30 protein-coding genes are annotated in these 20,000 nt (G+C 61.2%); 16 read left to right on the top strand and 14 right to left on the bottom strand.

Annotated features, from left to right (window positions below):
* Positions 1–21 precede the first annotated feature (21 nt).
* Together H4I99_RS13380 and H4I99_RS13375 are read right to left on the bottom strand one after the other, a co-directional pair.
* Complete coding sequence (locus tag H4I99_RS13380; protein ID WP_163905244.1) at positions 22–819, bottom strand: hypothetical protein; 798 nt, start codon at positions 817–819, stop codon at positions 22–24.
* Positions 820–1,128: 309 nt separating this feature from the next.
* Complete coding sequence (locus tag H4I99_RS13375) at positions 1,129–2,937, bottom strand: DNA primase family protein (RefSeq protein ID WP_163905242.1); 1,809 nt, start codon at positions 2,935–2,937, stop codon at positions 1,129–1,131.
* A 53-nt stretch (positions 2,938–2,990) separates the two neighbouring features.
* Here H4I99_RS13375 and H4I99_RS13370 point away from each other — a divergent pair, with 53 nt between their 5' ends.
* Positions 2,991–4,178: a hypothetical protein gene (locus H4I99_RS13370; RefSeq protein WP_163905240.1), complete on the top strand. Its 1,188-nt coding sequence runs from the start codon at positions 2,991–2,993 to the stop codon at positions 4,176–4,178.
* On the opposite strand, the gene H4I99_RS13365 is transcribed toward H4I99_RS13370, so the two are convergent.
* A complete protein-coding gene (locus tag H4I99_RS13365; RefSeq protein WP_163905238.1) occupies positions 4,168–5,445 on the bottom strand; it encodes a DUF7146 domain-containing protein in 1,278 nt (425 codons plus the stop codon). The two genes, H4I99_RS13370 and H4I99_RS13365, sit on opposite strands and share 11 nt — an antisense overlap.
* A gap of 134 nt (positions 5,446–5,579) precedes the next feature.
* Here H4I99_RS13365 and H4I99_RS13360 point away from each other — a divergent pair, with 134 nt between their 5' ends.
* Both H4I99_RS13360 and H4I99_RS13355 read left to right on the top strand, forming a co-directional pair.
* A complete protein-coding gene (locus tag H4I99_RS13360) occupies positions 5,580–5,774 on the top strand; it encodes a hypothetical protein (protein ID WP_163905236.1) in 195 nt (64 codons plus the stop codon).
* A gap of 54 nt (positions 5,775–5,828) precedes the next feature.
* A complete protein-coding gene (locus H4I99_RS13355) occupies positions 5,829–6,254 on the top strand; it encodes a type II toxin-antitoxin system HicB family antitoxin (RefSeq protein WP_163905235.1) in 426 nt (141 codons plus the stop codon).
* Positions 6,255–6,310: 56 nt separating this feature from the next.
* On the opposite strand, the gene H4I99_RS13350 is transcribed toward H4I99_RS13355, so the two are convergent.
* The 6 genes from H4I99_RS13350 to H4I99_RS13325 are packed head-to-tail and all read right to left on the bottom strand — an operon-like array spanning position 6,311 to position 10,159.
* A complete protein-coding gene (locus H4I99_RS13350) occupies positions 6,311–8,164 on the bottom strand; it encodes a DNA cytosine methyltransferase (protein ID WP_163905233.1) in 1,854 nt (617 codons plus the stop codon).
* Positions 8,154–8,300 carry a hypothetical protein gene (locus H4I99_RS13345; protein WP_163905231.1) on the bottom strand — a complete coding sequence of 49 codons (147 nt, stop codon included), beginning with the start codon at positions 8,298–8,300 and terminating at the stop codon, positions 8,154–8,156. Before H4I99_RS13345 ends, H4I99_RS13350 begins: the two co-directional genes overlap by 11 nt.
* Positions 8,297–8,617, bottom strand: coding sequence for a hypothetical protein (locus H4I99_RS13340; RefSeq protein WP_163905229.1), 321 nt, complete (start codon positions 8,615–8,617; stop codon positions 8,297–8,299). Before H4I99_RS13340 ends, H4I99_RS13345 begins: the two co-directional genes overlap by 4 nt.
* Positions 8,614–9,111, bottom strand: a complete 498-nt coding sequence (locus H4I99_RS13335; protein ID WP_163905227.1) for a hypothetical protein — start codon at positions 9,109–9,111, stop codon at positions 8,614–8,616. Before H4I99_RS13335 ends, H4I99_RS13340 begins: the two co-directional genes overlap by 4 nt.
* Positions 9,112–9,113: 2 nt before the next feature.
* Entirely contained in the window at positions 9,114–9,566 is a 453-nt protein-coding gene (locus H4I99_RS13330) for a hypothetical protein (protein WP_163905225.1), read from the bottom strand.
* Positions 9,563–10,159 (bottom strand): MT-A70 family methyltransferase, encoded by a 597-nt coding sequence (locus H4I99_RS13325; protein WP_163905224.1) that lies wholly within the window; start codon positions 10,157–10,159, stop codon positions 9,563–9,565. Before H4I99_RS13325 ends, H4I99_RS13330 begins: the two co-directional genes overlap by 4 nt.
* A gap of 119 nt (positions 10,160–10,278) precedes the next feature.
* Here H4I99_RS13325 and H4I99_RS13320 point away from each other — a divergent pair, with 119 nt between their 5' ends.
* Positions 10,279–11,301, top strand: a complete 1,023-nt coding sequence (locus tag H4I99_RS13320) for a hypothetical protein (RefSeq protein WP_163905222.1) — start codon at positions 10,279–10,281, stop codon at positions 11,299–11,301.
* Positions 11,302–11,327: 26 nt separating this feature from the next.
* Here the strand turns inward: H4I99_RS13320 and H4I99_RS13315 are convergent, their stop codons facing one another.
* The 4 genes from H4I99_RS13315 to H4I99_RS24815 form a co-directional block, all read right to left on the bottom strand.
* Positions 11,328–11,903: a winged helix-turn-helix domain-containing protein gene (locus H4I99_RS13315; protein ID WP_163905220.1), complete on the bottom strand. Its 576-nt coding sequence runs from the start codon at positions 11,901–11,903 to the stop codon at positions 11,328–11,330.
* Positions 11,900–12,091 (bottom strand): hypothetical protein, encoded by a 192-nt coding sequence (locus H4I99_RS13310; protein ID WP_163905218.1) that lies wholly within the window; start codon positions 12,089–12,091, stop codon positions 11,900–11,902. The genes H4I99_RS13315 and H4I99_RS13310 overlap by 4 nt, the downstream gene beginning before the upstream one ends.
* Positions 12,088–12,588, bottom strand: a complete 501-nt coding sequence (locus H4I99_RS13305; RefSeq protein ID WP_163905216.1) for a hypothetical protein — start codon at positions 12,586–12,588, stop codon at positions 12,088–12,090. Before H4I99_RS13305 ends, H4I99_RS13310 begins: the two co-directional genes overlap by 4 nt.
* A 164-nt stretch (positions 12,589–12,752) precedes the next feature.
* Complete coding sequence (locus tag H4I99_RS24815) at positions 12,753–12,947, bottom strand: helix-turn-helix domain-containing protein (protein ID WP_163905214.1); 195 nt, start codon at positions 12,945–12,947, stop codon at positions 12,753–12,755.
* On the opposite strand from H4I99_RS24815, the gene H4I99_RS13295 reads away from it, so the two are divergent.
* Positions 12,877–13,629, top strand: a complete 753-nt coding sequence (locus H4I99_RS13295) for an XRE family transcriptional regulator (RefSeq protein ID WP_425314383.1) — start codon at positions 12,877–12,879, stop codon at positions 13,627–13,629. The two genes, H4I99_RS24815 and H4I99_RS13295, sit on opposite strands and share 71 nt — an antisense overlap.
* A gap of 23 nt (positions 13,630–13,652) precedes the next feature.
* Here H4I99_RS13295 and H4I99_RS13290 read toward each other — a convergent pair whose 3' ends face one another.
* On the bottom strand, positions 13,653–14,645 hold the full coding sequence (locus H4I99_RS13290; protein WP_163905212.1) for a hypothetical protein: 993 nt from the start codon (positions 14,643–14,645) through the stop codon (positions 13,653–13,655).
* Between the two features lie 457 nt (positions 14,646–15,102).
* Between H4I99_RS13290 and H4I99_RS13285 the strand changes: the two genes are divergently transcribed.
* Genes H4I99_RS13285 through H4I99_RS13235 form a run of 11 tightly spaced genes read left to right on the top strand, consistent with a single transcriptional unit; the run spans position 15,103 to position 19,960 of the window.
* A complete protein-coding gene (locus H4I99_RS13285) occupies positions 15,103–15,339 on the top strand; it encodes a hypothetical protein (RefSeq protein ID WP_163905210.1) in 237 nt (78 codons plus the stop codon).
* Position 15,340: 1 nt separating this feature from the next.
* Positions 15,341–15,994, top strand: a complete 654-nt coding sequence (locus tag H4I99_RS13280; RefSeq protein WP_163905208.1) for a hypothetical protein — start codon at positions 15,341–15,343, stop codon at positions 15,992–15,994.
* Complete coding sequence (locus tag H4I99_RS13275) at positions 15,994–16,275, top strand: hypothetical protein (RefSeq protein ID WP_163905206.1); 282 nt, start codon at positions 15,994–15,996, stop codon at positions 16,273–16,275. Before H4I99_RS13280 ends, H4I99_RS13275 begins: the two co-directional genes overlap by 1 nt.
* On the top strand, positions 16,272–17,006 hold the full coding sequence (locus tag H4I99_RS13270) for a hypothetical protein (RefSeq protein WP_163905204.1): 735 nt from the start codon (positions 16,272–16,274) through the stop codon (positions 17,004–17,006). Before H4I99_RS13275 ends, H4I99_RS13270 begins: the two co-directional genes overlap by 4 nt.
* Positions 16,999–17,250 carry a hypothetical protein gene (locus H4I99_RS13265; RefSeq protein ID WP_163905202.1) on the top strand — a complete coding sequence of 84 codons (252 nt, stop codon included), beginning with the start codon at positions 16,999–17,001 and terminating at the stop codon, positions 17,248–17,250. The genes H4I99_RS13270 and H4I99_RS13265 overlap by 8 nt, the downstream gene beginning before the upstream one ends.
* On the top strand, positions 17,250–17,405 hold the full coding sequence (locus tag H4I99_RS13260) for a hypothetical protein (protein ID WP_164490807.1): 156 nt from the start codon (positions 17,250–17,252) through the stop codon (positions 17,403–17,405). The genes H4I99_RS13265 and H4I99_RS13260 overlap by 1 nt, the downstream gene beginning before the upstream one ends.
* Positions 17,402–17,884 (top strand): hypothetical protein, encoded by a 483-nt coding sequence (locus tag H4I99_RS13255; RefSeq protein ID WP_163905201.1) that lies wholly within the window; start codon positions 17,402–17,404, stop codon positions 17,882–17,884. The genes H4I99_RS13260 and H4I99_RS13255 overlap by 4 nt, the downstream gene beginning before the upstream one ends.
* Positions 17,884–18,108 (top strand): Lar family restriction alleviation protein, encoded by a 225-nt coding sequence (locus H4I99_RS13250; RefSeq protein WP_162760627.1) that lies wholly within the window; start codon positions 17,884–17,886, stop codon positions 18,106–18,108. Before H4I99_RS13255 ends, H4I99_RS13250 begins: the two co-directional genes overlap by 1 nt.
* Positions 18,108–18,614: a single-stranded DNA-binding protein gene (gene ssb / locus H4I99_RS13245; RefSeq protein WP_163905199.1), complete on the top strand. Its 507-nt coding sequence runs from the start codon at positions 18,108–18,110 to the stop codon at positions 18,612–18,614. Before H4I99_RS13250 ends, ssb begins: the two co-directional genes overlap by 1 nt.
* 41 nt (positions 18,615–18,655) lie before the next feature.
* Positions 18,656–19,015: a YfdP family phage-associated protein gene (locus tag H4I99_RS13240; RefSeq protein ID WP_163905197.1), complete on the top strand. Its 360-nt coding sequence runs from the start codon at positions 18,656–18,658 to the stop codon at positions 19,013–19,015.
* A gap of 27 nt (positions 19,016–19,042) precedes the next feature.
* Positions 19,043–19,960, top strand: a complete 918-nt coding sequence (locus H4I99_RS13235) for a DUF2303 family protein (protein WP_163905195.1) — start codon at positions 19,043–19,045, stop codon at positions 19,958–19,960.
* Positions 19,961–20,000: the final 40 nt, after the last annotated feature.

Below are 20,000 nucleotides of genomic sequence, written 5' to 3'. Positions count from 1 at the left end.
CAAGGCCGCATCCAGAAAAACTTATCCAGCCATATCAAAACCTTGTGAGGAATTTGCAGAACGTGCACGCCTGCGCCACGGATGACGGTCGGGAACGAACGGCGCAATGGCATGGCCTTCAAGCCTGTTCGCGAGCGATCTGGCGAGGTATGACAGGGCATCCTGCCAGAGTTCCCACTCCAGCCGCGACAGGATTGCACCGCGGATCGGATCTGAAAGCGTGTATTTGCGATAGGCGCCCTTGACCGGCCGCTGCTTGCGGCGGTCGAACCCGTCCGTTTCGTATTCATAGACCCGTCCGAAGGCGTCGCGCGCCTTGCGGGTGACGAACCACGCCTCCTTGCCGGCATGCTTGACCATCTGGGTGCGCGGCATATCCGCCCGCCAGTCCGGCCCAAACCCGAGAATGGCCGAGCCGGTGACCAGCGCCACGACATAGCGACCCGAGACGCGGTCGCCCTTCAACCGCTGCTCTTCCACCACGCGCGCAACCTCGGAAGCGATCAGTCCATGCTCGTCCGGCCATTCCGGGAATGGCTGCCAGCCATCGGGGATGGAGAAGGTCATTTCGGCTATCGCCCGCACGGCCGCACCTGCCGCCAGCGCATCCGGATGCGGCTCGCCATATTCGAGGAAATCCGGCACCACGCCATAGATGTTGGGCGAGCGGTCGATCAGCGTTCCGAGCACCGCGAAATCCCGCGTCATCGCCCAAGCGCTGCTGAGACCGATGCCCACACCCAAATCCCCACTTCCCACCTTGGGCAATTCCTGCGTAAAAGCCCAGATCAACAGCTTCTCAATGGTCACGGCTTTCATGATCAAACCTTTCTGACAGTTCCTGACAGTTAACCTGACAGTTTTCGGATAGTTTATTTATTATATTTCAATCAGTTAGACAGTTCTGACAGATATTTCCGCATTACATATGGCGCTCTCCGCACCTCCCCACTCCCTTTACATATAGGCGGGGAAAAACTATCCGAACTGTCAGCAAGCATTGTTTTCATTCGCATTTTTTGCCTCAAACTATCCGTTGAACTATCCGTTCAACTGTCAGAACTGTCAGACAGTTTTCGGGATTTCTGACGGTTAGAGCCGGGCCGCGAGGGGGTTGCGGGGCCTTCGTCATCGGAAATCATCCGGAAATGGCTCATCGAAGCGGCCGGGAGGCGGCTCGTTGCCACGGTCGACATAGGGCACATTGACGAGGCGAATGCCGCGGTAGAGCACCACGCCCGACGATCGGTCCTTTTCGAACTTCTTGCCCATGTCCCGCCCGAAGGCGGTGTTGTTCATCGGCTTGCCGCCCTGGTCGATGGTGAAGTCGCAATAGGATTGGTAGAGCACCTTGCCCTCGACGGCCGGCGCGCCGTCGTCGCGCTGGATGCAGCGGGCAACGAAGGCCGCCGTGCGGTCCATGTCGTCACGATAGGCCTGTGTGGCCTGCACGACGGCCTCCGGGATCACCAGCCCCTCACGCAGATAGATCTGCACGCCGTCTATCAGCCAGTTGAGGATGCCTGGATATTCGGGCTCGAAGGAAGCGATCACATCCTGAAACTCTCGCCTGTCTTCCTTGGCGATCTGGCGCGGCCAGTGCACCACGGCCATGCGCCGCCATATGCCGTCATCCGTGCCGCTGATGCGCGGATATCCGTTACCGCTCATCATGGCGATGAATTTCGGCTCGAAGTCCATGTAGCCGGAAAACAGGTCGCGAGCGGTGACGGTCTCGCCGCCGGTCAATTCCTTCACGAGGTTTTCCCTGAGGTCCTCGCCTTCGGGCAGCTCCTTCACGCGCAGCAAGCGCTTGCCATAGAGCCGCGCCAGATCGGGGCTTGCGCTACCTGACGAACCGCCCTCGCCGATGATACTGGTCGATGGCAGCGTGACGGCCGCCTCGCCCAGCACCCGGCAAAGCGTTTCCATGTAGACCGACTTGCCGTTCGCGCCGTTGCCATAATGGAAGAACAGGTACTGCACGGTGATCCCAAGCATGCTGAGACCGGAACTCACCTGCACGAGCCGCCGAACCGATTCATCGGGCAACTTGCTGGAAATGAATGCGTCCCATCGCGGGCAGACGGCCTTTCTGTCATAGGCCACCGGCACGACGCTGGTGATCAGGTCCCTGCGGCGGTGACCTTCGATCACCTTCAGGCGGAAATCGGTGCAGACGTCGATGAATTCGGGCGCATCCGGCGTATCCTCGAGGCTCACATGGCGCGGGTTTTTTCGCTTGGCCATGGTGCGCTCGAATTTCAACGTGGCGTTCTTCACCGCCACCATCCACTTGTCGGCGTTGAAATCGTCGGGGCTGCGCAGGATATGCGGCGCGATGCTTTCCAGCATGGCGTTGATCTTGGCGACGTTCTTCGAGGTCACGGCATGGTCGAGCCGACGCTTGATCCGCTTGCCATGCCCTTCATCGGCCTTGTCGGCCTCGGCAACCAGCTTCTTTTCCTGCGCGGTGCGCTCGCTCTCCGGCTTCTTGCGCGCCGCCTCGGCCTGGTCGAGCACCATCTGCTCATAGGCGTTCGGCCTGATGAAAGCCGTCTCGGCCGCGATCCGGTCACCCAGCCGCTGCGCGATCGCCCGCGACTTCTGGCCACCATTGGCGACGTCCCAATGCGATCCGGTCCAGACCGCGAATGTCGGAGATCGGCCCTTTTCCTGCGCGACCACCATCAGGTCGTCGCCGAAATGCAGCCGCAGCCGCTTACCATTGTCGGTATCGGAATGGTCGAACTCGGCGCAGAACTCCACGACGGCCGGATCGGCATCGCTGTTACCAGCAATGGCCGCGACCGGCTCGCCCGCAGGGCCTTCAGGGGTTTCGGGGTTTTCACCGTAGCCCGCGCGCTGCGCCTGCGCCTGCGCGAGTATCCTCGCGACGGCAGCCGGCACGCCAGTACTTGAAGTTGTGGTGGACATACGTGTTAACCTTCGCTCTTCACCACCACGGGATTCGGGCAGGGATTTGCATAATGAGAAAGATCGTCGAGGCAGTTGAGCGTGTAATCAACCCGTTCGACAGATGGCTGACGACGAGCCCGATTCCGCGGATCGCGGCAGTCGTCGTTGGAACCCTGACGGTCTTTCAGTTGTGGATTGACCTTGATGCCAAACGCGAGGAACGCACCGAGCGAGTGGAAACCCAGATAGAACGCGCCTGGGAACGCCTCTATCGCCGGCAGAGCGGAGACACTGGCAAAGGCTACGCGCTCAATCTGTTGCTGAAGAGCGATACTCCGCCCAACGATATATTCCTGGGATGTAAGACTATTGGCGAGCCTCTCCCCAACGGCGAGTACTGCGAACACAATCCCATTATTTCGGGGGTCGATTTTCCCCCAAATTTCAATCGGCTTACATTGGAGGCAGTGCAAGGTTTCCGCGATTACGGAACACACACAAACATAAACCCACTCATTTACCAGATTAATTTCCAAGGAATAAGTATAAAATACAGCAAATTCAACAATCACAATATTGGTAATAATTTTATGATGGGATCTTATATAGAATTTTCCCAGATAACCAATTCCAATATCAATTCCGATGCAAGCATTAACAATAGCGATGTCAGAAATTCGGTAATCGGCGCAATGGAATTTGGCTATATAGCCGATAGCAATCTCAGCGGAAGCTCGATTTCCATTCCCTACAATTGGGACCCCCGTTTTACCGAGGAAACGCTCAATCGCCAATTTCACAACGGAAACTGGGCATGGGCAGACGACCCGCCACGTTTCCTGATTAATCCTGGTGCTGGTTTCATGAGCTGGGCGGACCCTGCGCGTATCGGTGTCAACCTCTGCGATCCAACTGTTGGCGCCGCCGGGGGACAAGACCCGGCTTACGAACATACGAACAGAGAGTACGTACCGCTCTACGACTTCATTCGGGACTTCGAGATCGGCCCCGTTGTTGATATGGAAGTTCAACCGCCTGAAGTGGAGTACTTCAATTATTTCGGATCGCCTTTTGTCCCAACGGGATCCAACGTTCACGGATGCGCACTTATCAGCGCGGAGGACGCGCGAAAGAAGTGGCCCGATCGCTATGAGACGACCAGCGATCTGAGAAAAATAGCCAAACATCTTGAGGCTGTCCTTGATATCGACACCTTCAAGCGAGCCTATGATCCGAGGAAATCGCCCCTCAACCCCTAACATGGCCACCTCCCATCGCCTCGGCCATCGCCTCGGCAAAATCCTGCCCCTCTGGCGGCCACCAGGTCGAGACCTGCCGTCCCTCGCGCGCATGCCGGGCTTCCGCCCGGGCCATTGCCGAGGCCGTCGCCACGGGTTCGCTGTCGCCATCGGCGAGCAGGACGAGTTCGCTCACATGCTCGGGCACATGGAGAACATCGCCAGCATCCGAATCTGTGCGCGGAACCGGGCCTTGAACCCGGATAGCTCGCAGGCGACCGGCCGCATCTTCCTTCTTCAGGGTCGGATGATTGAACGCCGATTTCGGATCGGCCGGGCCGGCAAGATTACCGATGTCTCCTGCCGCGAAATAGAATGTATCGTCGCGCCAGCCTTCGGGGGCCGCGACAGCACAGAGGGTTTCGATCCCCTCGCCGCCCATCCACCTCTTGGCAGAGGGATCGCCGTAGACGGGGATGAACCCGCCCTTTTTCGTGCCGCGCATCTTCTTGGTCGGCAAGGCCGCCCCATCGGCATCGAGCAGCACGGGCCGGCGCTTCGGCAGTTGCGACAGATCGATCCATGTCTGGTGGCAGCCGATGATGCGGCCTTCCGTGTTGACGAATGGCGCGATCATCGCCCATCCCTCATGCAGCGCCAGCGGCCGCCCGAAATCGTCCTGTCCGTGCCAGTAGGTGCAGCGCGGAATGAACCGCAGGTTTTCGAACACGCCGCCGGCGGGCACGAAGCCGGTGCGCGCCTGCAGGTATGACGAGATGACCCGCGCGCCCTCCAGGGCGTCCGGTTCGTCCCTGCGGCAATCGACGGCGTTGAGGTAGATACCGCGCGCCTTGCCGACTTCCTTTTCCCGAAAGTCGGCCTGCTTCTTCTCCTTGTCCTGCCTGTTGGTATCGGCCTTGGCCTTTGCCTCGGCGATGCGTTTCAGGCGGGCTTCCCGCTCTTCGTCGCTTTCCCGTTCGGCACCCTCCGGCACCTCCTCGCCAAGCACGGCGGCGCAGGCTTCGAGGAATTCCTCGCGACGGCGCAGATCGAGATGCAGCAGATGGGCCGCCAGCCCGATCCCGTCGCGGCCGCCATCGGCTCCACGGCAGACCCAGACGCCTTTCTTGCGATTGACCGCAAAACGATCATTGCCGCCGCAGCGCGGGCACGGCCCCTGATATTCCGGCTTGCCCTTCGGAGCATCAGGAACATTCAGCCGGTCGGCCGCCACATCGAAGTCGACGGCGCGGGCATTGATGACGAATTCTTCGATTGCGGCGTTCATTGCGCCACCCCCTTAGTGTCCAAACCGACATCCAAATTTCGCACATTTTTGTGCGACATCCCTTGCTCTTCGCACAAAAATGTGCGAGATATAATTCCAAGGAGACGCGAACTAGAGGAAGGAGGTGACAAAGCTTGAAGCGCGAACAGTTTCTTCGGGAACTTCGCCAGATCGCAAAGGAGCAGAACAAGGTTCTGGAGATCTACGAAGGGAAAGGGAAAGGTTCGCACTACAGGGCAAAGTACGACGGCAAGATCTCCACGATCAAATCCGGCGAACTCAGTCCCAACTATGTGCGACTGGTCAAGAAGCAGCTTGGCATCGAATGATGCCAAGCTACCCCAGTCGCCAAACAACAAAAGGGAAAGGATGCTAGAAGGAACATGCAATACACCTATCAGGCAACGGTTGAAGAGGATCCCGATGGTGGGTTCATCGTCACTTTTGCCGACGTCCCGGAGGCGATAACCGCCGGCGATACCTTCGAAGAGGCGATAATCAACGCTCGGGAAGCGCTTGGCCTCGCCCTTCGAGGGATCCTCCAGGATGACCGCAGTCTTCCGCAACCAGCGGCCCATGACGGGGTACCGGTCGCAGTAGCAGCGGACGAAGCGGCCAAGCTCGCGGTAATCCAGGCTTTTAGACAGGCCGGGATTACCAAGTCTGAGCTTGCCCGCAGGCTCGGCAAAACCGAGACGGAAGCCCGCCGTATCCTCGATCCCGACCACGGGACGAAGATCGGGCTCCTGCAGGAAGCGCTTCTCGCGCTTGGGCAGGAAATCGTAGTGACGGTCAGAAAGGCCGCCTGAACCGAAGCGGGGCGCGGGAAACTGCGCCCCGCCTTCTATCCGAGACACGCTGCACATCACGCCGCCACCCTCCTCACCGCCAGATGCCCGGCATTCGCCGCCACCAGCGCCTTCGCCACCGGCGGGCAAACGCTGTTACCGACGCACGAGACCTGAACCGACTTGGAAAACGGCACCCACAGCGGGCCGCCATCGTCACCCATGTGCTGACGATCCCAGTACCCGTCGATTTTGTAGTCCGGCGGGAACCCTTGAGCGTTGTACAGCTCGCGCGGCGTCAGCATCCGCATGCCGATATCGACGATGACGAACGTCACCCCGTCGACCTCAATGGTTACGAATTCGCGTTCATCCCAGAAACCATGCGAACGCAGGAAATCGGCAACCTGCCGCGCCCGTGCCACCTGCGCCTCGGTGAACGGCGGCACGCCGAGCTTGGCCTCGACATGGCCATGGCGCGGCTTTGTCGTCGCCGTCCGCATCGCCTCGTCTTCGCGCGATCCGTCGCCGGTGGCGTAATAGGACTGCAGGTAGGGCATGACGAGCTGAGACTTGCCGCCATCCTGATCGGCCATGATTGTATGTGACGGCTCGTCAACACCGTGACCTGTCGACCTACCGAACTGGCGCGCGATATAGGCCGAAACAACCTGCTGATGGCTGCCGGTCTGAGTGATCGTCGACAGCGCTTCATTCATCGGCCTACCGGGATTGACCCCGCCGACCCTGCGACTGTCATTGTTCGCCTGCGCCATGAAGGCCACCGCCGCACAATTCTGGTCCTTGCTGCTGGCCGTGATCGTGTGCGCCTGTCCGTCCACCGGCCGACATGCGCCGCCCTGTTGTGCATAGGTCAGGACAGGTGCCAGCAGCCCCAGCGGCGCCGCGCCGCCCGGGCGCTTGATAAAGCTGTTCGCGGTAACCGTCGGGAACTGATCGCGCATATCGCAGCCGGTCGCTCCGGAGTTAAAGCGCTGGATTGACGGTGCAGTGACACCAGACCTGCCGCTCTGGCTTAGGCCCACCAGGAACGGCCGTTTCGCCCGCAGGACATAGCGATCCATGCCGCGCGCCATCCGAGCCATCGAGTTATCGGCCAGCGGCCGGACGGACCGCACGCCGTGTCTTGCCCAGATCTCGTCCGACGTGTCGAATATCGACGGACACGGGATCGACCAGTCGATGCAATCGGCAACGATGGGCCACGGCAGCTTGCGGCCGGCGATCACTTCCGGGTCATCCGGCGCGCCATGCGTCGGCTGTGGCCAGACGATTTTCTGTCCGTCGAAGCGGATGATGATGAACAGGCGCTTTCGGATCGTCGGCGCGCCATAGTCGCGAGCGCGCAACTCCCGCATCTCGATCTTGCCACCGAGGCTACGCAGCTTGCGACACCATTTCTGGAACGTCTCGCCCTTGCGCTCCGGATCCGGCATCAGGCCGCGTTTCGTTTCGATCAGCGGGCCGTAATCCCTGAATTCCTCGACATTCTCCATGATGACGAGATCGACGCGCCCGCCGGATTTCTGGATGCGCTCGATCCAGCCCGGAATGATCCAGCAGAGGTCGCGGATATTGCGCGAAACCGGCTTGCCTCCCTTCGCCTTGCTGAAATGTTTGCAATCGGGCGAGAACCAGGCAAGCCCGACATGCTTGCCGGAGAGATGATCAAGCGGGTCGATCCGGTAGACGTTTTCCGAAAGGTGCACCGTCTCCGGATGATTGACGGCATGCAGCGCCAGCGCATCGGCATCGTGGTTGATGGCGTAATCCGGCGAACGGCCAAGCGCCATCTCGATACCGGTCGAAGCGCCGCCGCCGCCGGCGAAGCTGTCGATGATGATGGGCTCGCTCGCAGGCAGCATCGCGCCCGCAAGCATGGTTCCGGCGAAGAGAGTTTCACGAAACATCGTCACTCACCTCAGCGCACGAAACGCAGCGATAGCGCCCCCCCCTGACGGACCAGCCGAACAGGGAGACGAAACGGTCGCGATTGGAACCGGAGAATGAGAGCTGCTTCGGGCAATCGTAACAGGTGAGGATCATGCTCCCCTCCCCGCCATGGCCGCCGTCGCCACCGCCGTTCCAGCCTTCACCAGATCCGCCAGATCCCTGTCGGTGGCGATGCGGAGCTGACCCTTAACCTGCATCGCGTGCAGCGTGCTATCCAGAGCCTCCGGCCAGTGGTCCCGGCGCAGCGCGATGAAGGGCGTGCCACGCGTCCAGCCGCGTAGCTGCGGCACGCGATGGAGGAAGCGCATGCGCTCGACCTTGTCGAAGTCGAGGTCGAACTCCATCGCCGTGCGGCGGCATTCGTTAAACGACGGCGCGATGACCAGCAGGATGCGGGACTTGTCCTTCATCGGCCCGCCCTCGCGGCGAGGTCGGCGACCAGCGCGCGGCCGAGATCGGTCAGCGCCCAATGGGAGGATTTTCCCCAGCGGCGCACCAGCCCGTCCCGGATCAGCCCGCCCATGGTGCGATCGGCCACGCTGACGGTCACTGAAAACCGTGCGCAGATCTCGCCCCGGGTCGCCTTCAGCACACCATCGTCAGACTGATCGATTGCCGTGAGCACCGCGACTGCGAGTTTCGACCACGATCCCGTGGTGCGCGTTTCTCCCGCCAGCTTGCCGGCCACATCCTTCGGCACCAGAGATTCCCCGCCGACGGATGGCAGTTCATAGGCATGGACCTTGCCAGCATGGACGGCGATGCAATCATCGAGAAGGACCCGCGAACCGCCCTCGGCCAGACGTTCCTGCAACAGCAGGGCCATTTCCGTCTTTTCATGCGGCATCAGCGCGCCGAAGCGCTTCGCCGTCATTTTGAAATCGTCGAATGCATGCAGCGCCATGATCAGCTCCACTTCGTGGCCAGAGGGGAGGATTGCGGTGCGCGCGCCGGAAGCGCGGCAGGAGGGGGAGCGGACGGCCGGGATGTCGCGGCGACAGGCTGATCCGCCGCTCCTGTCCCGGCCTCCTCCCGCGCCGAACCCGTCCCGCAGGCCTCGGCGCAGTATTTCCGCTCGGACGCATCGCGACGGGCGAGCCAGTCGGCAATGCGATCGGCATGGCGCTGAAAGTCGAGATCGAAAGACCGCGCCGAACGCTCCTCCCGCCACATGGCCTCGATCGTGCTGCCATCGCTGAACCACAGCGACAGGACGGGCGCGCCGGTCGGAATGCCCGAGAGATCCCCGATGGAGGAGATGACGGCCAGCCAGTCCGGCGCGCGGTCGGCGGAAAAGCCGAACAGCGCCCGCACGGCGGCGTCTGGCCGGTCGGTGACGATGGTGAGGGCGATGGTCATAGCGCGCCCTCCAGCCGGAACTTGCCCACCTCGTTGCCGAAATGGCTCCAGCCCGGACGCGGCGTGCGGCAGAACAGTTCGACCTTGCGGGTATCCGGCCCCGTCAACCTCTCGATGGCTTCGGCGAAATATTCTGGCTTGCGGCTATGCTCGCGCACCGCCTCGAAATGCACCTGCGCCTCTCTCATGGTGGCGCGGTTGTAGCCTCTGCCCCGTGTCGCCAGCCAGCATTGCTCCATGCCGCTGCGGGTATGGTATCCCATGCCCATCCGCACATCGTCGCTATCGATGAACAGGCGGCTCTGGCCGTATGGCCCTTTGACCTTGATCCAGCAGAAAGCAACAGTCTTGAGGGTGAAACCCCAGGCCGACACCAGCTCCATCGCCTGCGGCAGCATGGGCTGGATAACCCACAGGAACAGCGCCGCATCCTTGGCGGCAATCTCCGCGACCGGCAAGGCCTTCAGCGATGCCATGTCCATGCAGGCATAATGCTGGACCGCGCCGCGATCCTCGCCGCGCTCGGACCAGGCATCGAACCGCCACGGCGGATCGGCATAGAGAATATCGAACGGACCGACAGGAAGCGTCATACAACCCTCCGGATCGAGATGTTTCGCTTGGGGAAGAACCCGCTTGGCGCGTGGACGGCCGCCGATACACCTGCTAGCGATTCAGTACGGGGATTGCGGCGAACCGGCAGGGGGAAGGCATGGCGGGGAATGATCGGAATAAGGAAGACCGTCCGGTCAGCGACTGGCCGAACATGGATCCGCGATGGTGGATGCTGGCCGCGGTTACAGTCACTTTCGGACTGGCCATCCCCGGCGCGATCTTCGCAGCTGTCGCAGTATTCAGCCAGAAAATGCCGGAGACCGCACACGATATGGTGACGGTGATCGTCCCTTTCGGCACGATTGTCCTCGCCCTCATCACCTTCTTCACAGTGGTCTGGCGCGGTCTGCTCACCGACCAGCAGGTCAAAGAGCAACGTCGCCAGAACAACGCCAAAGACGACGAAATGCTGACGAAATTGCTCGTTGATGGCGCAGGCTTGCTCGGCGACGAAAACGAAGCCAAACGTATGGCAGGCGTGAGTGCGCTGAATACGGTCGCAACCGCTCCAAATGGCAGTTACTCCAGCAATGCGATGGAGATACTCCTCGAATTCTGGGAGCATAACTACAGAGCGGACAACACCACCCGCGCCGTCCGCAACACGTCCAGCGCGCTTGCACAAGCCGTTCGGCTTGGTCGGCGCGCGAACACTGGCATTTACGTTTTCGAAGATGAGAGGTCGCCTAACCTCTCCGACTGGTCTCCCCCGCCCGGAGCACAGTTTGTTTTTTTGCGGGGCGGTTTTATCGGTAAGAATTCCTTTGCAAAGCTCGACCGGAACACGCGGTGGACTATGAATCAAGTCAGCCTTGAAGGCTGTATAATCGAAGCTGGCAGCTGGGAATTCTTCACCTGCCGATTCAAGGGGTGCACAATTGCTACCCCCCCTCTTAAAAGCGGGGCCGAAAACTGGTTCCATGAGCGCAGCTCGTTTGAAGACTGCGACTTTTCGGGCGCCGCCATCGACGCAAATGATTTCAGAAGCTACGTGCAGGAATACGGTAGCCTTAGAGTGCACAACAACTTTTACTACGAAGACGACCCACCCGTGTCCAATGCTTCGATAGACTGGTTGAACGAATTGCTTTGCCTTCCTGCCAGCATGCGCGCGGATTGAATATTTGGGGTGGCGCCGAGATCGCATCACGCCACCTCCCCGCCGATACGCACGGAAGCAGCCAGCCGCTTGTAGCGCCGCTCGACGCTCATGTAGGGCTTGCGCATGATGGTGGCGCATTGGGCCGGTTTCATCTTGCGGGAGATCAGGTCGAGCAGGGTCGTGTCGTCTTCCGGCGTCCAGCGCTGCACGCGGCCGCGCAGCGAATGAATGCCTGCGTCGCGGATCGCGTTCGCCTGCGTCGCATCGGCCTCGACCAGCCGCCAGCCCTTGCCCCAGACGGTTTCGATCACCAGGCCAAGCTCGGCCATGGCCGGGCGGATCTTGCAGATGTAGACGTCGATGATCTTCGTCTCCGGGCCGTCACCGACGACATCGCAGAAGATGGCGTCATAGATGGCGTCTTTCGTCGCCATCCGCGGAAAGCTGTCGATCAAATGCTTCGCCACGCCAAAGCCGCGTGGCGTGAACCGCACGGTGATCGCGCCGTTGGTGATCGTCGATGTCGAGGGGTCAGCGAGAAATTCCCGGCCCTCGACCGTCTGCTGGCAGCAGGGGCAAATCAGCGCATTGGGCGCGGCGGCTAGAAGGGCCTCGTTCATCGGGCGCCCTCCCCGGCCGGACGCGGCCAGCGCTGGCCATCCAGCTTGCGCCAGCAGGTATCCCGCTCGACGATCATCTGGGCGGCCAGATCGAGCGGATGACCACGACCGATGACGATGACCCCACACAGCCCGGCTTCAAGCAGGGCCAGCCCCTCGACGAAATGCATATCGTGGCGTTCGCTCATCGATCTTCCCCCACGATGCGCAGGCCGGTTTTTTCGCCGCCGCGCGCCTTGATATTGGCGAGTGCGGCGCGCAGGTCCGAGGTTGCGTGCTGCAGCGAGGAAAGCGCCCGGTCGACAGTGTGTGCCTCCGCCGCCGTCACCTGTCCGTCGGCAATGGCAACGGCGAGAGCATGCGCCACTTCCGCGCTCTGGCGCATCATCTCGGCATGAGAAGCCATGACGCAGACATCCGCCGCGCGCTCGGCCTCGGGATCGGTCAGCCGCCGGCCATTGGTCTCGGCCAGCACCGCCGTCACCAGCGGCTGGCCGCAATCGGCCTCGAGCGCGATCACGGCGGAGAGCGACATCAGCTCGACATCGCCGGGATTGTTCATCCGGCCGATCTGGCTTTTCGAGATGGAGGTGATTTCCGCGGCCCGTTCGATGCCGCCATTCAGCTTGATGAGGTCGCGCTGCGCGGCCTTGATACGATGAAACCAGGCTTCGGATACGGACACGGAACTCTCCCTTGCAAAGAGACAAAAGCTTTCCCGCGCCGGGAAATCCCGGCGTGTTTTCCCGTTTTGGGAAAGGATCGGAAATGAGATGGTCAGCCCATCGAAAACGGGGTCAGATCACGGGGGACCGCAACATGACGACAGACCAGCGAAACGAGACGGCATCATTCGGCAGCCTCCGGCCTGTCCTTTCCTTCGCGAAGGATGAGCATCAGCAGCCGACGCATGGTGGAAGACATGGGTGCCCCGTTCTCGCAGCGCGAAACAGTCGATCTATCAACACCGAGCATGTTGGCCACGTCGAGCTGCGTCCAACCTTTCTCGAACCGTATCTGTCTCAAATCAGGATCGTTGGTCATGTTGCCAAGTGTGCATAACGCACACATCACTGTCAAGTCGAAACGCACACCGATAGAGTGCAATATGCACATCATGTCCTATGATGACCGGCCCGATGCGGCGAAAAGACTTGAGCAGGCGCGTATTGCGCGCGGTTTTTCAGACGCGAAGAAGGCGACAACCTTTTTCGGCTGGAAATACGATACCTATGCACAGCATGAAAACGGCACGCGTGGATTGACGCGAGCTGCAAAACAATATGCCAAGGCATTCCGGGTCAGCGAGGCCTGGCTGCTGACCGGGGAAGGGTCGGGCCCGGGGCAGCCCCAAGAAGTGCCGCTCAAGGGCAAGGTCGGGGCCGGAGCGGAGGTCTATGCGCTGGACAACGGCTCTGACGATACCGTCGAGGCACCGGCTGGCGCCGCTCCCAGCACTGTTGCCGTGGAAGTTAGCGGAGACTCGATGTTTCCGGCCTATGAGGACCGCACGCTTCTTTACTACTCGAAACTTCTCCCACCCGAGCAGATGCTCAATCGCCGCTGCGTCGTCCAGCTCGCCAACGGCAAGATCTTTGTAAAGGTCCTTCGGAAAGGCAGCGGAGGAAACCTCTACACGCTGCAGAGCCTCAATCCGCTCTATTCGGACATTACCGATCAGCAAGTGGACTGGGCGGCACCGATCGATTGGGTGAAGCCCCGTTAAGAGACCTCACCCATGGGGTAGCGTTATTGCTTGACACCCTGATCCTTGCCGGAAGAGATCCTTGTATAGGGTTCGAAGGACGGAGGAATGACTCCGCCGCCCGCTTTGCTGAAATGCTCGGCGCATTCCTTTTCCGTCAGCTTCCGCGTCAGGTTCTTGGTCACGTCTCCGTAAAGGCTCGTGTCCGACACGACGCCGGCGAACTCGAAAGTGCGATCCGCGGCGTTGGGCAGAACCTGCGCCAGGGAAGTGATGTTCTCGAAATTCTGCGAGACCCCACCATTCAGCTGGACCGTTCCGCTGTAGGGGACATCAACGACCCGCTGTGCGAATTCGTGATGATAAATCATCTCCTGCATAGGACCGACATTGATCTTCTGGCTAAAGGCCAGATTCTCCTCCCTCTCCTCACTCACGTCCGACTGATCGGAGACAGAGATTTCCTTGCTGAATTTGGCGCCGATCTTGCCATTGACAACGAAGGAAAATGAGACTTCGGCCGATACATCCTGAGAGTTCTTCACTGTCTTGGTCTTCACGACCCTCGTACCGACCTTGGATCGGAACGAGTGATTGAAGCCGTATTCCTGTCGTTCAGTGCTGCAATTCAGATATGTGGCGCGCAAGCCGAAGTACATGGTGGGGATATCCTGCCAGTTCGGCTCCTCCACCTTCACCACGGGGCGAACTTCGACCTGGAACGATCCGTTGGACGTCAGCTTGCCCATGACGTCTTTGTAACGCGTTTCGTACTTGTCGTAGCATTGCTGCTCGTAGCACTGCGGACCAATATGGCCGTCATCCTCAGGAGGAATCCTTGCATCGTCGGCCGCCGGAGTTGACATGATCGCGCCCCCAACATCGCAAGGCAGCTTGCGTGGAGGCCTGCACCACTGTCCTACGACAACCTGATACTCAGACCGGCTGACAATGTAGTCCCTAAGCTGAGCCAGCCTTGCATTTACAACACTGAGCACATCCGTCTCAAGCTTCCCTGTCGAGGTCGCAGCTTGCATTGTGTTCATCAGAGACATGTCGGTAGGCAGAAAGGTCCCGTTCAGCTCTACGCTGCCACTGCATTCGCAGACCGGTCGGCCGCCCCCACTCGCATTCTGGCACTCGGCGGCCTGCCCCTGTTGGCAGTCGATCGAGCACGTGTCCCCCACATCGTTGCTCGCACTGCAACTTGCAGCGAGGGACGAACTATATCCCCCAGCAACCGTACCAACGAGCAAAGTCATTACTGCTATAATGCGTCGCATACTCCCCTCCACGACATTTATAACTACGGATGCACTATGATGCGGGCACTGCGGATTGCATATTGCTAAAATTCGCACATAGCGGGAATTTTTGTGTGCATTTCGCACATTGACGCCACACACAATTGTGTGCATTATGCACACCGTTGGCTGAGCGTTCTCCATGTATCGGCCTTCCTTCCGGCCTTTCCCAATGCACTGGAGCCCGCACATGATCCGCTTTCAACCAGAAGCCACCACACCGCCGGTTCCCCAGCCGCAGCGCTGCATCCGCTCCCTGCAGGAGAGGATGGCGGACGACATGCGCGAACTGGCTTTCGCCGGGCGCAATGTCAGCCTCGAAACGCTTGGCGAGTGCGGCTGGACACCGGACACGGTGAAGCTGCTCGCACCGGAAGCCCGCGAGATTGCACGGCGCAAATCAACCCGTCAGGTCGGAGCGGCCTGACATGGAAACGCTCACCAACGACTATGAGAGTTCAGCGAGGCTTCACTGCCCCGGCGATAATGCTCCCAGTGGGACCATAGAATTCGAGAGCCTCCCGGCAGATATCGCCGACCGTTCGGGACCGGAGAGCGGAAGCTGCTCGGCTGTTTCCGGCGACAACAGCCGTGTAGTCGTCACCGTTTCGCGAACGGATCTGCTCGATATCGACCCCATTGATGCGCGACCAGACATCGATGGATTTGAAATCGAGTTCAACCGCGGGACAAGCATTCCCGTAGGCCATCGCTTCGCCAATGAGTTTCGCGGCGCCAGCGTCAGCTCGCAGCGGGCAGGAGGCCGCCACGACAATCCCGGCGGCAAGAAGCAATCTGTAGAGCATTACAATATCCATTCCAGCGAAGGCACGATTCATCGTCGCCCGCATTCTACCCGCAATCAAGAGGAGAGCGGGGCTTTCCACCGCGCGGAAATCGAGCCCTTCCCCGCCTATCCCTCCCGCGCCGCGTCGCCGCGCGTCTTCGCCACCGTGGTCTTCGGCCTCGCCATTTGCGTCGCCCTGCTCGCCGTGGCCGCGCTCTTCTCGGTGCAGATGTTTGCCGCACAGCAGCGCATCGCCGGGATCGACCAGCGCATTGCGCTGGATGTGAGGCTGTGATGACGGATCAGATCATTCTCATCTCAGGCTGGTGGATCGCGGCCGCCTTCTTTGCACTCTGGGTACGCTCGCTGCTGAAACAGTCTCGGCAGGCGGCGCTTTATCTCGCCGAGAGACGGGCGGCGGTGAAGTTCTCCGTCGATCATCCAGCCGCGCCCGGCACCAACTCGTTTCTCATCGACTTCTTCGTCTGCGGCAGCGATGAACTCGCCAGGCGCTGGCCCGAATGGCCCGCCTATCGCCGGCGCAAGATCCTCGAACTGACCGGGGAAGCCGCATGAAGGACGCGCCACAGTCGTTCCCGCCGCTATGCCCCGAGGTTGTCGAGAGCTTTCGCGCCGATGGCAGCCTGATGGATCTCGCCCGCCCCATGGTCGAGGAAATCGATTTCTGCGACATGGCCCGCCGTCTCTCGCGCATCGCCCGTTTCAACGGCGCGCCGCTGGCCGGCGCGTTTTCCGTGGCCCAGCACTCCGTCATGGGCGCCGAGGCCCTGCTCAACGAGGGCGAGGACAGCCTGATCGCGGCGCTGTTCCTGCTGCATGACGGCCATGAATACCTGATCGGCGACAAGACCCGCCCGTTCCAGATGCTGCTGGCCGAAATGATGGACGCCCGCTTCGGGACGGGAACCGGCCTCAAGCTCCGCAGCGTCATCGCCGAGATCAAGGGCAGTTGGGACGAGGCGATCTATGCCGCCGCCGGCCTGCCCGCGCCTTCTGCCTGGACCAATCGCATGCGCAACAGTGTCCACGGCATGGATGAGCGCATGCTCAATGCCGAAGCGCTGGCGCTGTTCGGGCCGAGAGCCATCGACTGGGTGAAGCGCGGCCCGCGCTGGGCCCTGCCGAAGTTCAAGAAGGGCTCGCCAGCCAAGCCGTGGGGCCCGGCCGATGCGGAGTTCCGATTCCTCGATCTGTTCGACCGCCTGATCGGCATCGAGCGCCGCACCGGAGCCCGCGCGCTCCACGCCGCCCATGTCGCGACAGCGGATGGAGGGCGGCATGGCTGATCGTGCACCGGATATCGCGCTCGCCTTCAGCGCGCATGACGTGAAGCTGCCGCTTCGCCGCTGCGCCGAGTGCTCCGCCACGCTGGTCGATGCCGATGGCCGGGATGTCCTGACCATCGATGTCAATGCCGCTCGCCCCGATAGCGATGTCGAAGCCATCGTCCTGCTCATCATGAAAATCATCAATTCCAGCGACGACCCTTCCGTCGGGTTCGCACTGGCATCTGCAGAAAGCACCAATTGATGGAAAAGCTTCTCCCCTTCCGCGTCCATTTCGAGGACGGCCACAAGCTCGATATTTCCGCCGCAAACGCCAAGTCGGCGACCGACAAGGCCAAGGCCGCCTATGACGGCATCATCCGCAAGGTGAAGATCGTCCGCGAAAGTGAGGCGGCATGAGCAAGATCGTCGTCACCATCATCAAGACGTTCCCGGTTTCCGGCCGCAGCCTCTGCCTGACCGATGAAGCCGGCAGCCTGACCGGCGGCGTCCACAAGGATGGCGCGCCGCTGACCCGCAGCTTTTCCGATGGCGCGGTCGCGCTGCAGAACAGCGACGGCAGCTGCGCCTGTGGCCCGGTGGATTTCTGGGCCGCGGTCGAGTTCGCCGGGCGCATCGTCGAGGGCGACCCGCGCGCCATCACGGAGCCGGGCTCCGCCCTCCTGCTCGCCACCGCGCTGCTTGGCGCCTCCATGGCATGGCCGCTGCCCACAGCGCCTCAACCGGATGCGGCGGGGCCGCAGCCTTGCCGCATTGCCGATCCGTCCACCCGGGATTGCCCGAACATGAAGGAAGTTGGCGGCGGTATGGACGGCGAGCGCTATCGCTGTGCCGTGTGCGGCAAGGGGTACTTTCTCGATTACGAGGAGATGAAGTGATGGCTCGCCTCCCGAAGCTGAAACCCTGCCCGTTCTGCGGCGAGCGCGACGCGTTCGTCGAGCGCGCCGATTTCAGCAGCGCCTATGTCTTCTGCAACAGCTGCAGCGGCAAAGGCCCTACCGAGTGTCAGGAGAGTGACTATGAGGAAACGCCCGGCGAGCGGGCGGCCATCCATGCATGGAACAAGCGCAAGCGCGCCTCGAAAAACAAGGAGGCTGTGTGATGGCCGGTTCTCTCAACAGGGCGCAGCTCATAGGCCATCTCGGCGCTGATCCCGAGATCCGCCGCACGCAGGATGGCCGCCCCATCGCCAATATCCGGCTCGCCACCTCCGAGACCTGGCGCGATCGCAACAGCGGCGAGCGCCGGGAAAAGACCGAGTGGCACACCATCGTCATCTTCAACGAGGCGCTGGCCAAGATCGCCGAGCAATACCTCAAGAAGGGCTCGAAGGTCATGGTCGAGGGCCAGATCGCCACCCGCAAGTGGCAGGACAAAAACGGGCAGGATCGCTGGTCGACCGAGATCGTGCTGCAGGGCTTCAACGCACAGTTGCTCCTGCTCGATCGCTCCGAAGGCTCCGGCTACCGCGCCGGCAGCGACGACCCCGGCGATTACGGCTTCGACGGCGAGCGCGCCTCGGGAACCACATCCAACTCCCGAACCCAGTCCAGTGGCCAGGGCGGAGGCTCCTTCTCCCGCGACATGGATGACGACATTCCCTTCTAGAACCGAGCCCCTTCTGACGACCCCTTTTACGGAGAAACCCCATGCAACTCATTCGCGATGCGCAATCCCTGCTCGGCATGCTGGAGAGCGGCGATCTCAACAGCGAGATGACCGACACCCTGCAGGCGGTGCTGGAAAAGCTGCTCGACCTTTCCAACGAGCGGCCCAACGTCACCTACAAGGGCGAGGTCGCCCTGACGCTCAAGCTCGCCGTCAAGAACGGCATGGTCGAGATCAATGCCGAAATCCCGCCGCCGAAGCTGCCCAAGCTGCCGCGCAAATCCTCGATGTACTGGGTGGTCGAGGGCGGACGCCTTTCGACCGAGCATCCCCAGCAGCACGACATGTTCCCCGGCCCGCGCGAAATCGACCGCGGCCGCAATCCGCTCACCAGCCAGTAACCCCCTCAAGCAAAAGGAAACATTCCCATGGATCAGCTATCCGAAACCGCGGTCAAGGCGATTGCCGAACTCACCCGGGAAATCGACACCGGCATCAACGTCATCAATCCGCCCTCTGAAATCCCCGGCCTGCCGGCCTCTATCCCTGTCATGATCGACGGAGCCGATGGATCGGTCAGCAGCGTGAAGAGCCTCGTAGAGGAATGGCGCGTGGCCCCGCTGCGCAAGTCGGGCACGGCAAGGGTCACCACCCTCGAAAGCTTTATCGACCTCACAAACCGCCACAAGACGGAGGAAAGCGCGATTTTCGCTGCAACCGATTGGCAGAAACCTTCGCTCACCGCCGTGATCGACTATCATGAAAACCTGTCGGGCGGACAGGCGGACAACGGCAAGCACCGGGTTCTCTATGAATTCCCACGCTCGCAGGAATGGGAGGCATGGTCCGGCATTCACGGCCAGTCGCTCGACCAGGCGACGTTTGCCGAGTTCATCGAGGATCACATCGCCGATCTTTCCGCGCCGGATACGCTGGAGGAAGAGGATTTCCGCAAGAAGTTCGGCTTCAAGGTCGCCTATCCCAACGAACTGGTGGCCCTGTCGCGCGGCCTCGCCGTCCACACCGAGACGCGGGTGAAGAGCAATCTGGTGCTGCAGTCGGGCGAAGGCGAGATCACCTGGGACGAAGAGCACAAGGACGCGGCAGGCAACAAGCTCGCCGTGCCCGGCATGTTCATCCTGTCGATCCCCGCCTTCCACATGGGCGAGACCATGCGCATTCCCGTGCGCCTGCGCTACCGCGTCCGCGCCGGCGCATTGAGCTGGACCGTCCTGCTCTACCGCCCCGACGTGTTCATCACGCAGGAGGTGCTGCGCAACCTCCAGACCGCCGCGGCCGAGACCGAGCTGCCGAAGTTCGTCGGTGCGCCGGAAATGTCGGCCTGATCCGTCAGGCGGCGCCTCGCGCGCCGCCCCACATCCCGCG

This window comes from Paenirhizobium daejeonense (assembly GCF_014280875.1).
GTDB lineage: Bacteria > Pseudomonadota > Alphaproteobacteria > Rhizobiales > Rhizobiaceae > Allorhizobium > Allorhizobium daejeonense.
The sequence above is the reverse complement of the archived record's forward strand: the minus strand, read 5'-3'. Positions and strand labels throughout refer to the sequence as shown.

Bases quoted from the DNA above. Each gene is read 5' to 3' on its own strand.
- H4I99_RS13380 (WP_163905244.1), bottom strand. From the start codon at position 819: ATGAAAGCCGTGACCATTGAGAAGCTGTTGATCTGGGCTTTTACGCAG.
- H4I99_RS13375 (WP_163905242.1), bottom strand. From the start codon at position 2,937: ATGTCCACCACAACTTCAAGTACTGGCGTGCCGGCTGCCGTCGCGAGG.
- H4I99_RS13370 (WP_163905240.1), top strand. From the start codon at position 2,991: ATGAGAAAGATCGTCGAGGCAGTTGAGCGTGTAATCAACCCGTTCGAC.
- H4I99_RS13365 (WP_163905238.1), bottom strand. From the start codon at position 5,445: ATGAACGCCGCAATCGAAGAATTCGTCATCAATGCCCGCGCCGTCGAC.
- H4I99_RS13355 (WP_163905235.1), top strand. From the start codon at position 5,829: ATGCAATACACCTATCAGGCAACGGTTGAAGAGGATCCCGATGGTGGG.
- H4I99_RS13350 (WP_163905233.1), bottom strand. From the start codon at position 8,164: ATGTTTCGTGAAACTCTCTTCGCCGGAACCATGCTTGCGGGCGCGATG.
- H4I99_RS13345 (WP_163905231.1), bottom strand. From the start codon at position 8,300: ATGATCCTCACCTGTTACGATTGCCCGAAGCAGCTCTCATTCTCCGGT.
- H4I99_RS13340 (WP_163905229.1), bottom strand. From the start codon at position 8,617: ATGAAGGACAAGTCCCGCATCCTGCTGGTCATCGCGCCGTCGTTTAAC.
- H4I99_RS13335 (WP_163905227.1), bottom strand. From the start codon at position 9,111: ATGGCGCTGCATGCATTCGACGATTTCAAAATGACGGCGAAGCGCTTC.
- H4I99_RS13330 (WP_163905225.1), bottom strand. From the start codon at position 9,566: ATGACCATCGCCCTCACCATCGTCACCGACCGGCCAGACGCCGCCGTG.
- H4I99_RS13325 (WP_163905224.1), bottom strand. From the start codon at position 10,159: ATGACGCTTCCTGTCGGTCCGTTCGATATTCTCTATGCCGATCCGCCG.
- H4I99_RS13320 (WP_163905222.1), top strand. From the start codon at position 10,279: ATGGCGGGGAATGATCGGAATAAGGAAGACCGTCCGGTCAGCGACTGG.
- H4I99_RS13315 (WP_163905220.1), bottom strand. From the start codon at position 11,903: ATGAACGAGGCCCTTCTAGCCGCCGCGCCCAATGCGCTGATTTGCCCC.
- H4I99_RS13310 (WP_163905218.1), bottom strand. From the start codon at position 12,091: ATGAGCGAACGCCACGATATGCATTTCGTCGAGGGGCTGGCCCTGCTT.
- H4I99_RS13295 (WP_425314383.1), top strand. From the start codon at position 12,877: ATGTTGGCCACGTCGAGCTGCGTCCAACCTTTCTCGAACCGTATCTGT.
- H4I99_RS24815 (WP_163905214.1), bottom strand. From the start codon at position 12,947: ATGACCAACGATCCTGATTTGAGACAGATACGGTTCGAGAAAGGTTGG.
- H4I99_RS13290 (WP_163905212.1), bottom strand. From the start codon at position 14,645: ATGCAAGCTGCGACCTCGACAGGGAAGCTTGAGACGGATGTGCTCAGT.
- H4I99_RS13285 (WP_163905210.1), top strand. From the start codon at position 15,103: ATGATCCGCTTTCAACCAGAAGCCACCACACCGCCGGTTCCCCAGCCG.
- H4I99_RS13280 (WP_163905208.1), top strand. From the start codon at position 15,341: ATGGAAACGCTCACCAACGACTATGAGAGTTCAGCGAGGCTTCACTGC.
- H4I99_RS13275 (WP_163905206.1), top strand. From the start codon at position 15,994: ATGACGGATCAGATCATTCTCATCTCAGGCTGGTGGATCGCGGCCGCC.
- H4I99_RS13270 (WP_163905204.1), top strand. From the start codon at position 16,272: ATGAAGGACGCGCCACAGTCGTTCCCGCCGCTATGCCCCGAGGTTGTC.
- H4I99_RS13265 (WP_163905202.1), top strand. From the start codon at position 16,999: ATGGCTGATCGTGCACCGGATATCGCGCTCGCCTTCAGCGCGCATGAC.
- H4I99_RS13260 (WP_164490807.1), top strand. From the start codon at position 17,250: ATGGAAAAGCTTCTCCCCTTCCGCGTCCATTTCGAGGACGGCCACAAG.
- H4I99_RS13255 (WP_163905201.1), top strand. From the start codon at position 17,402: ATGAGCAAGATCGTCGTCACCATCATCAAGACGTTCCCGGTTTCCGGC.
- H4I99_RS13250 (WP_162760627.1), top strand. From the start codon at position 17,884: ATGGCTCGCCTCCCGAAGCTGAAACCCTGCCCGTTCTGCGGCGAGCGC.
- ssb (WP_163905199.1), top strand. From the start codon at position 18,108: ATGGCCGGTTCTCTCAACAGGGCGCAGCTCATAGGCCATCTCGGCGCT.
- H4I99_RS13240 (WP_163905197.1), top strand. From the start codon at position 18,656: ATGCAACTCATTCGCGATGCGCAATCCCTGCTCGGCATGCTGGAGAGC.
- H4I99_RS13235 (WP_163905195.1), top strand. From the start codon at position 19,043: ATGGATCAGCTATCCGAAACCGCGGTCAAGGCGATTGCCGAACTCACC.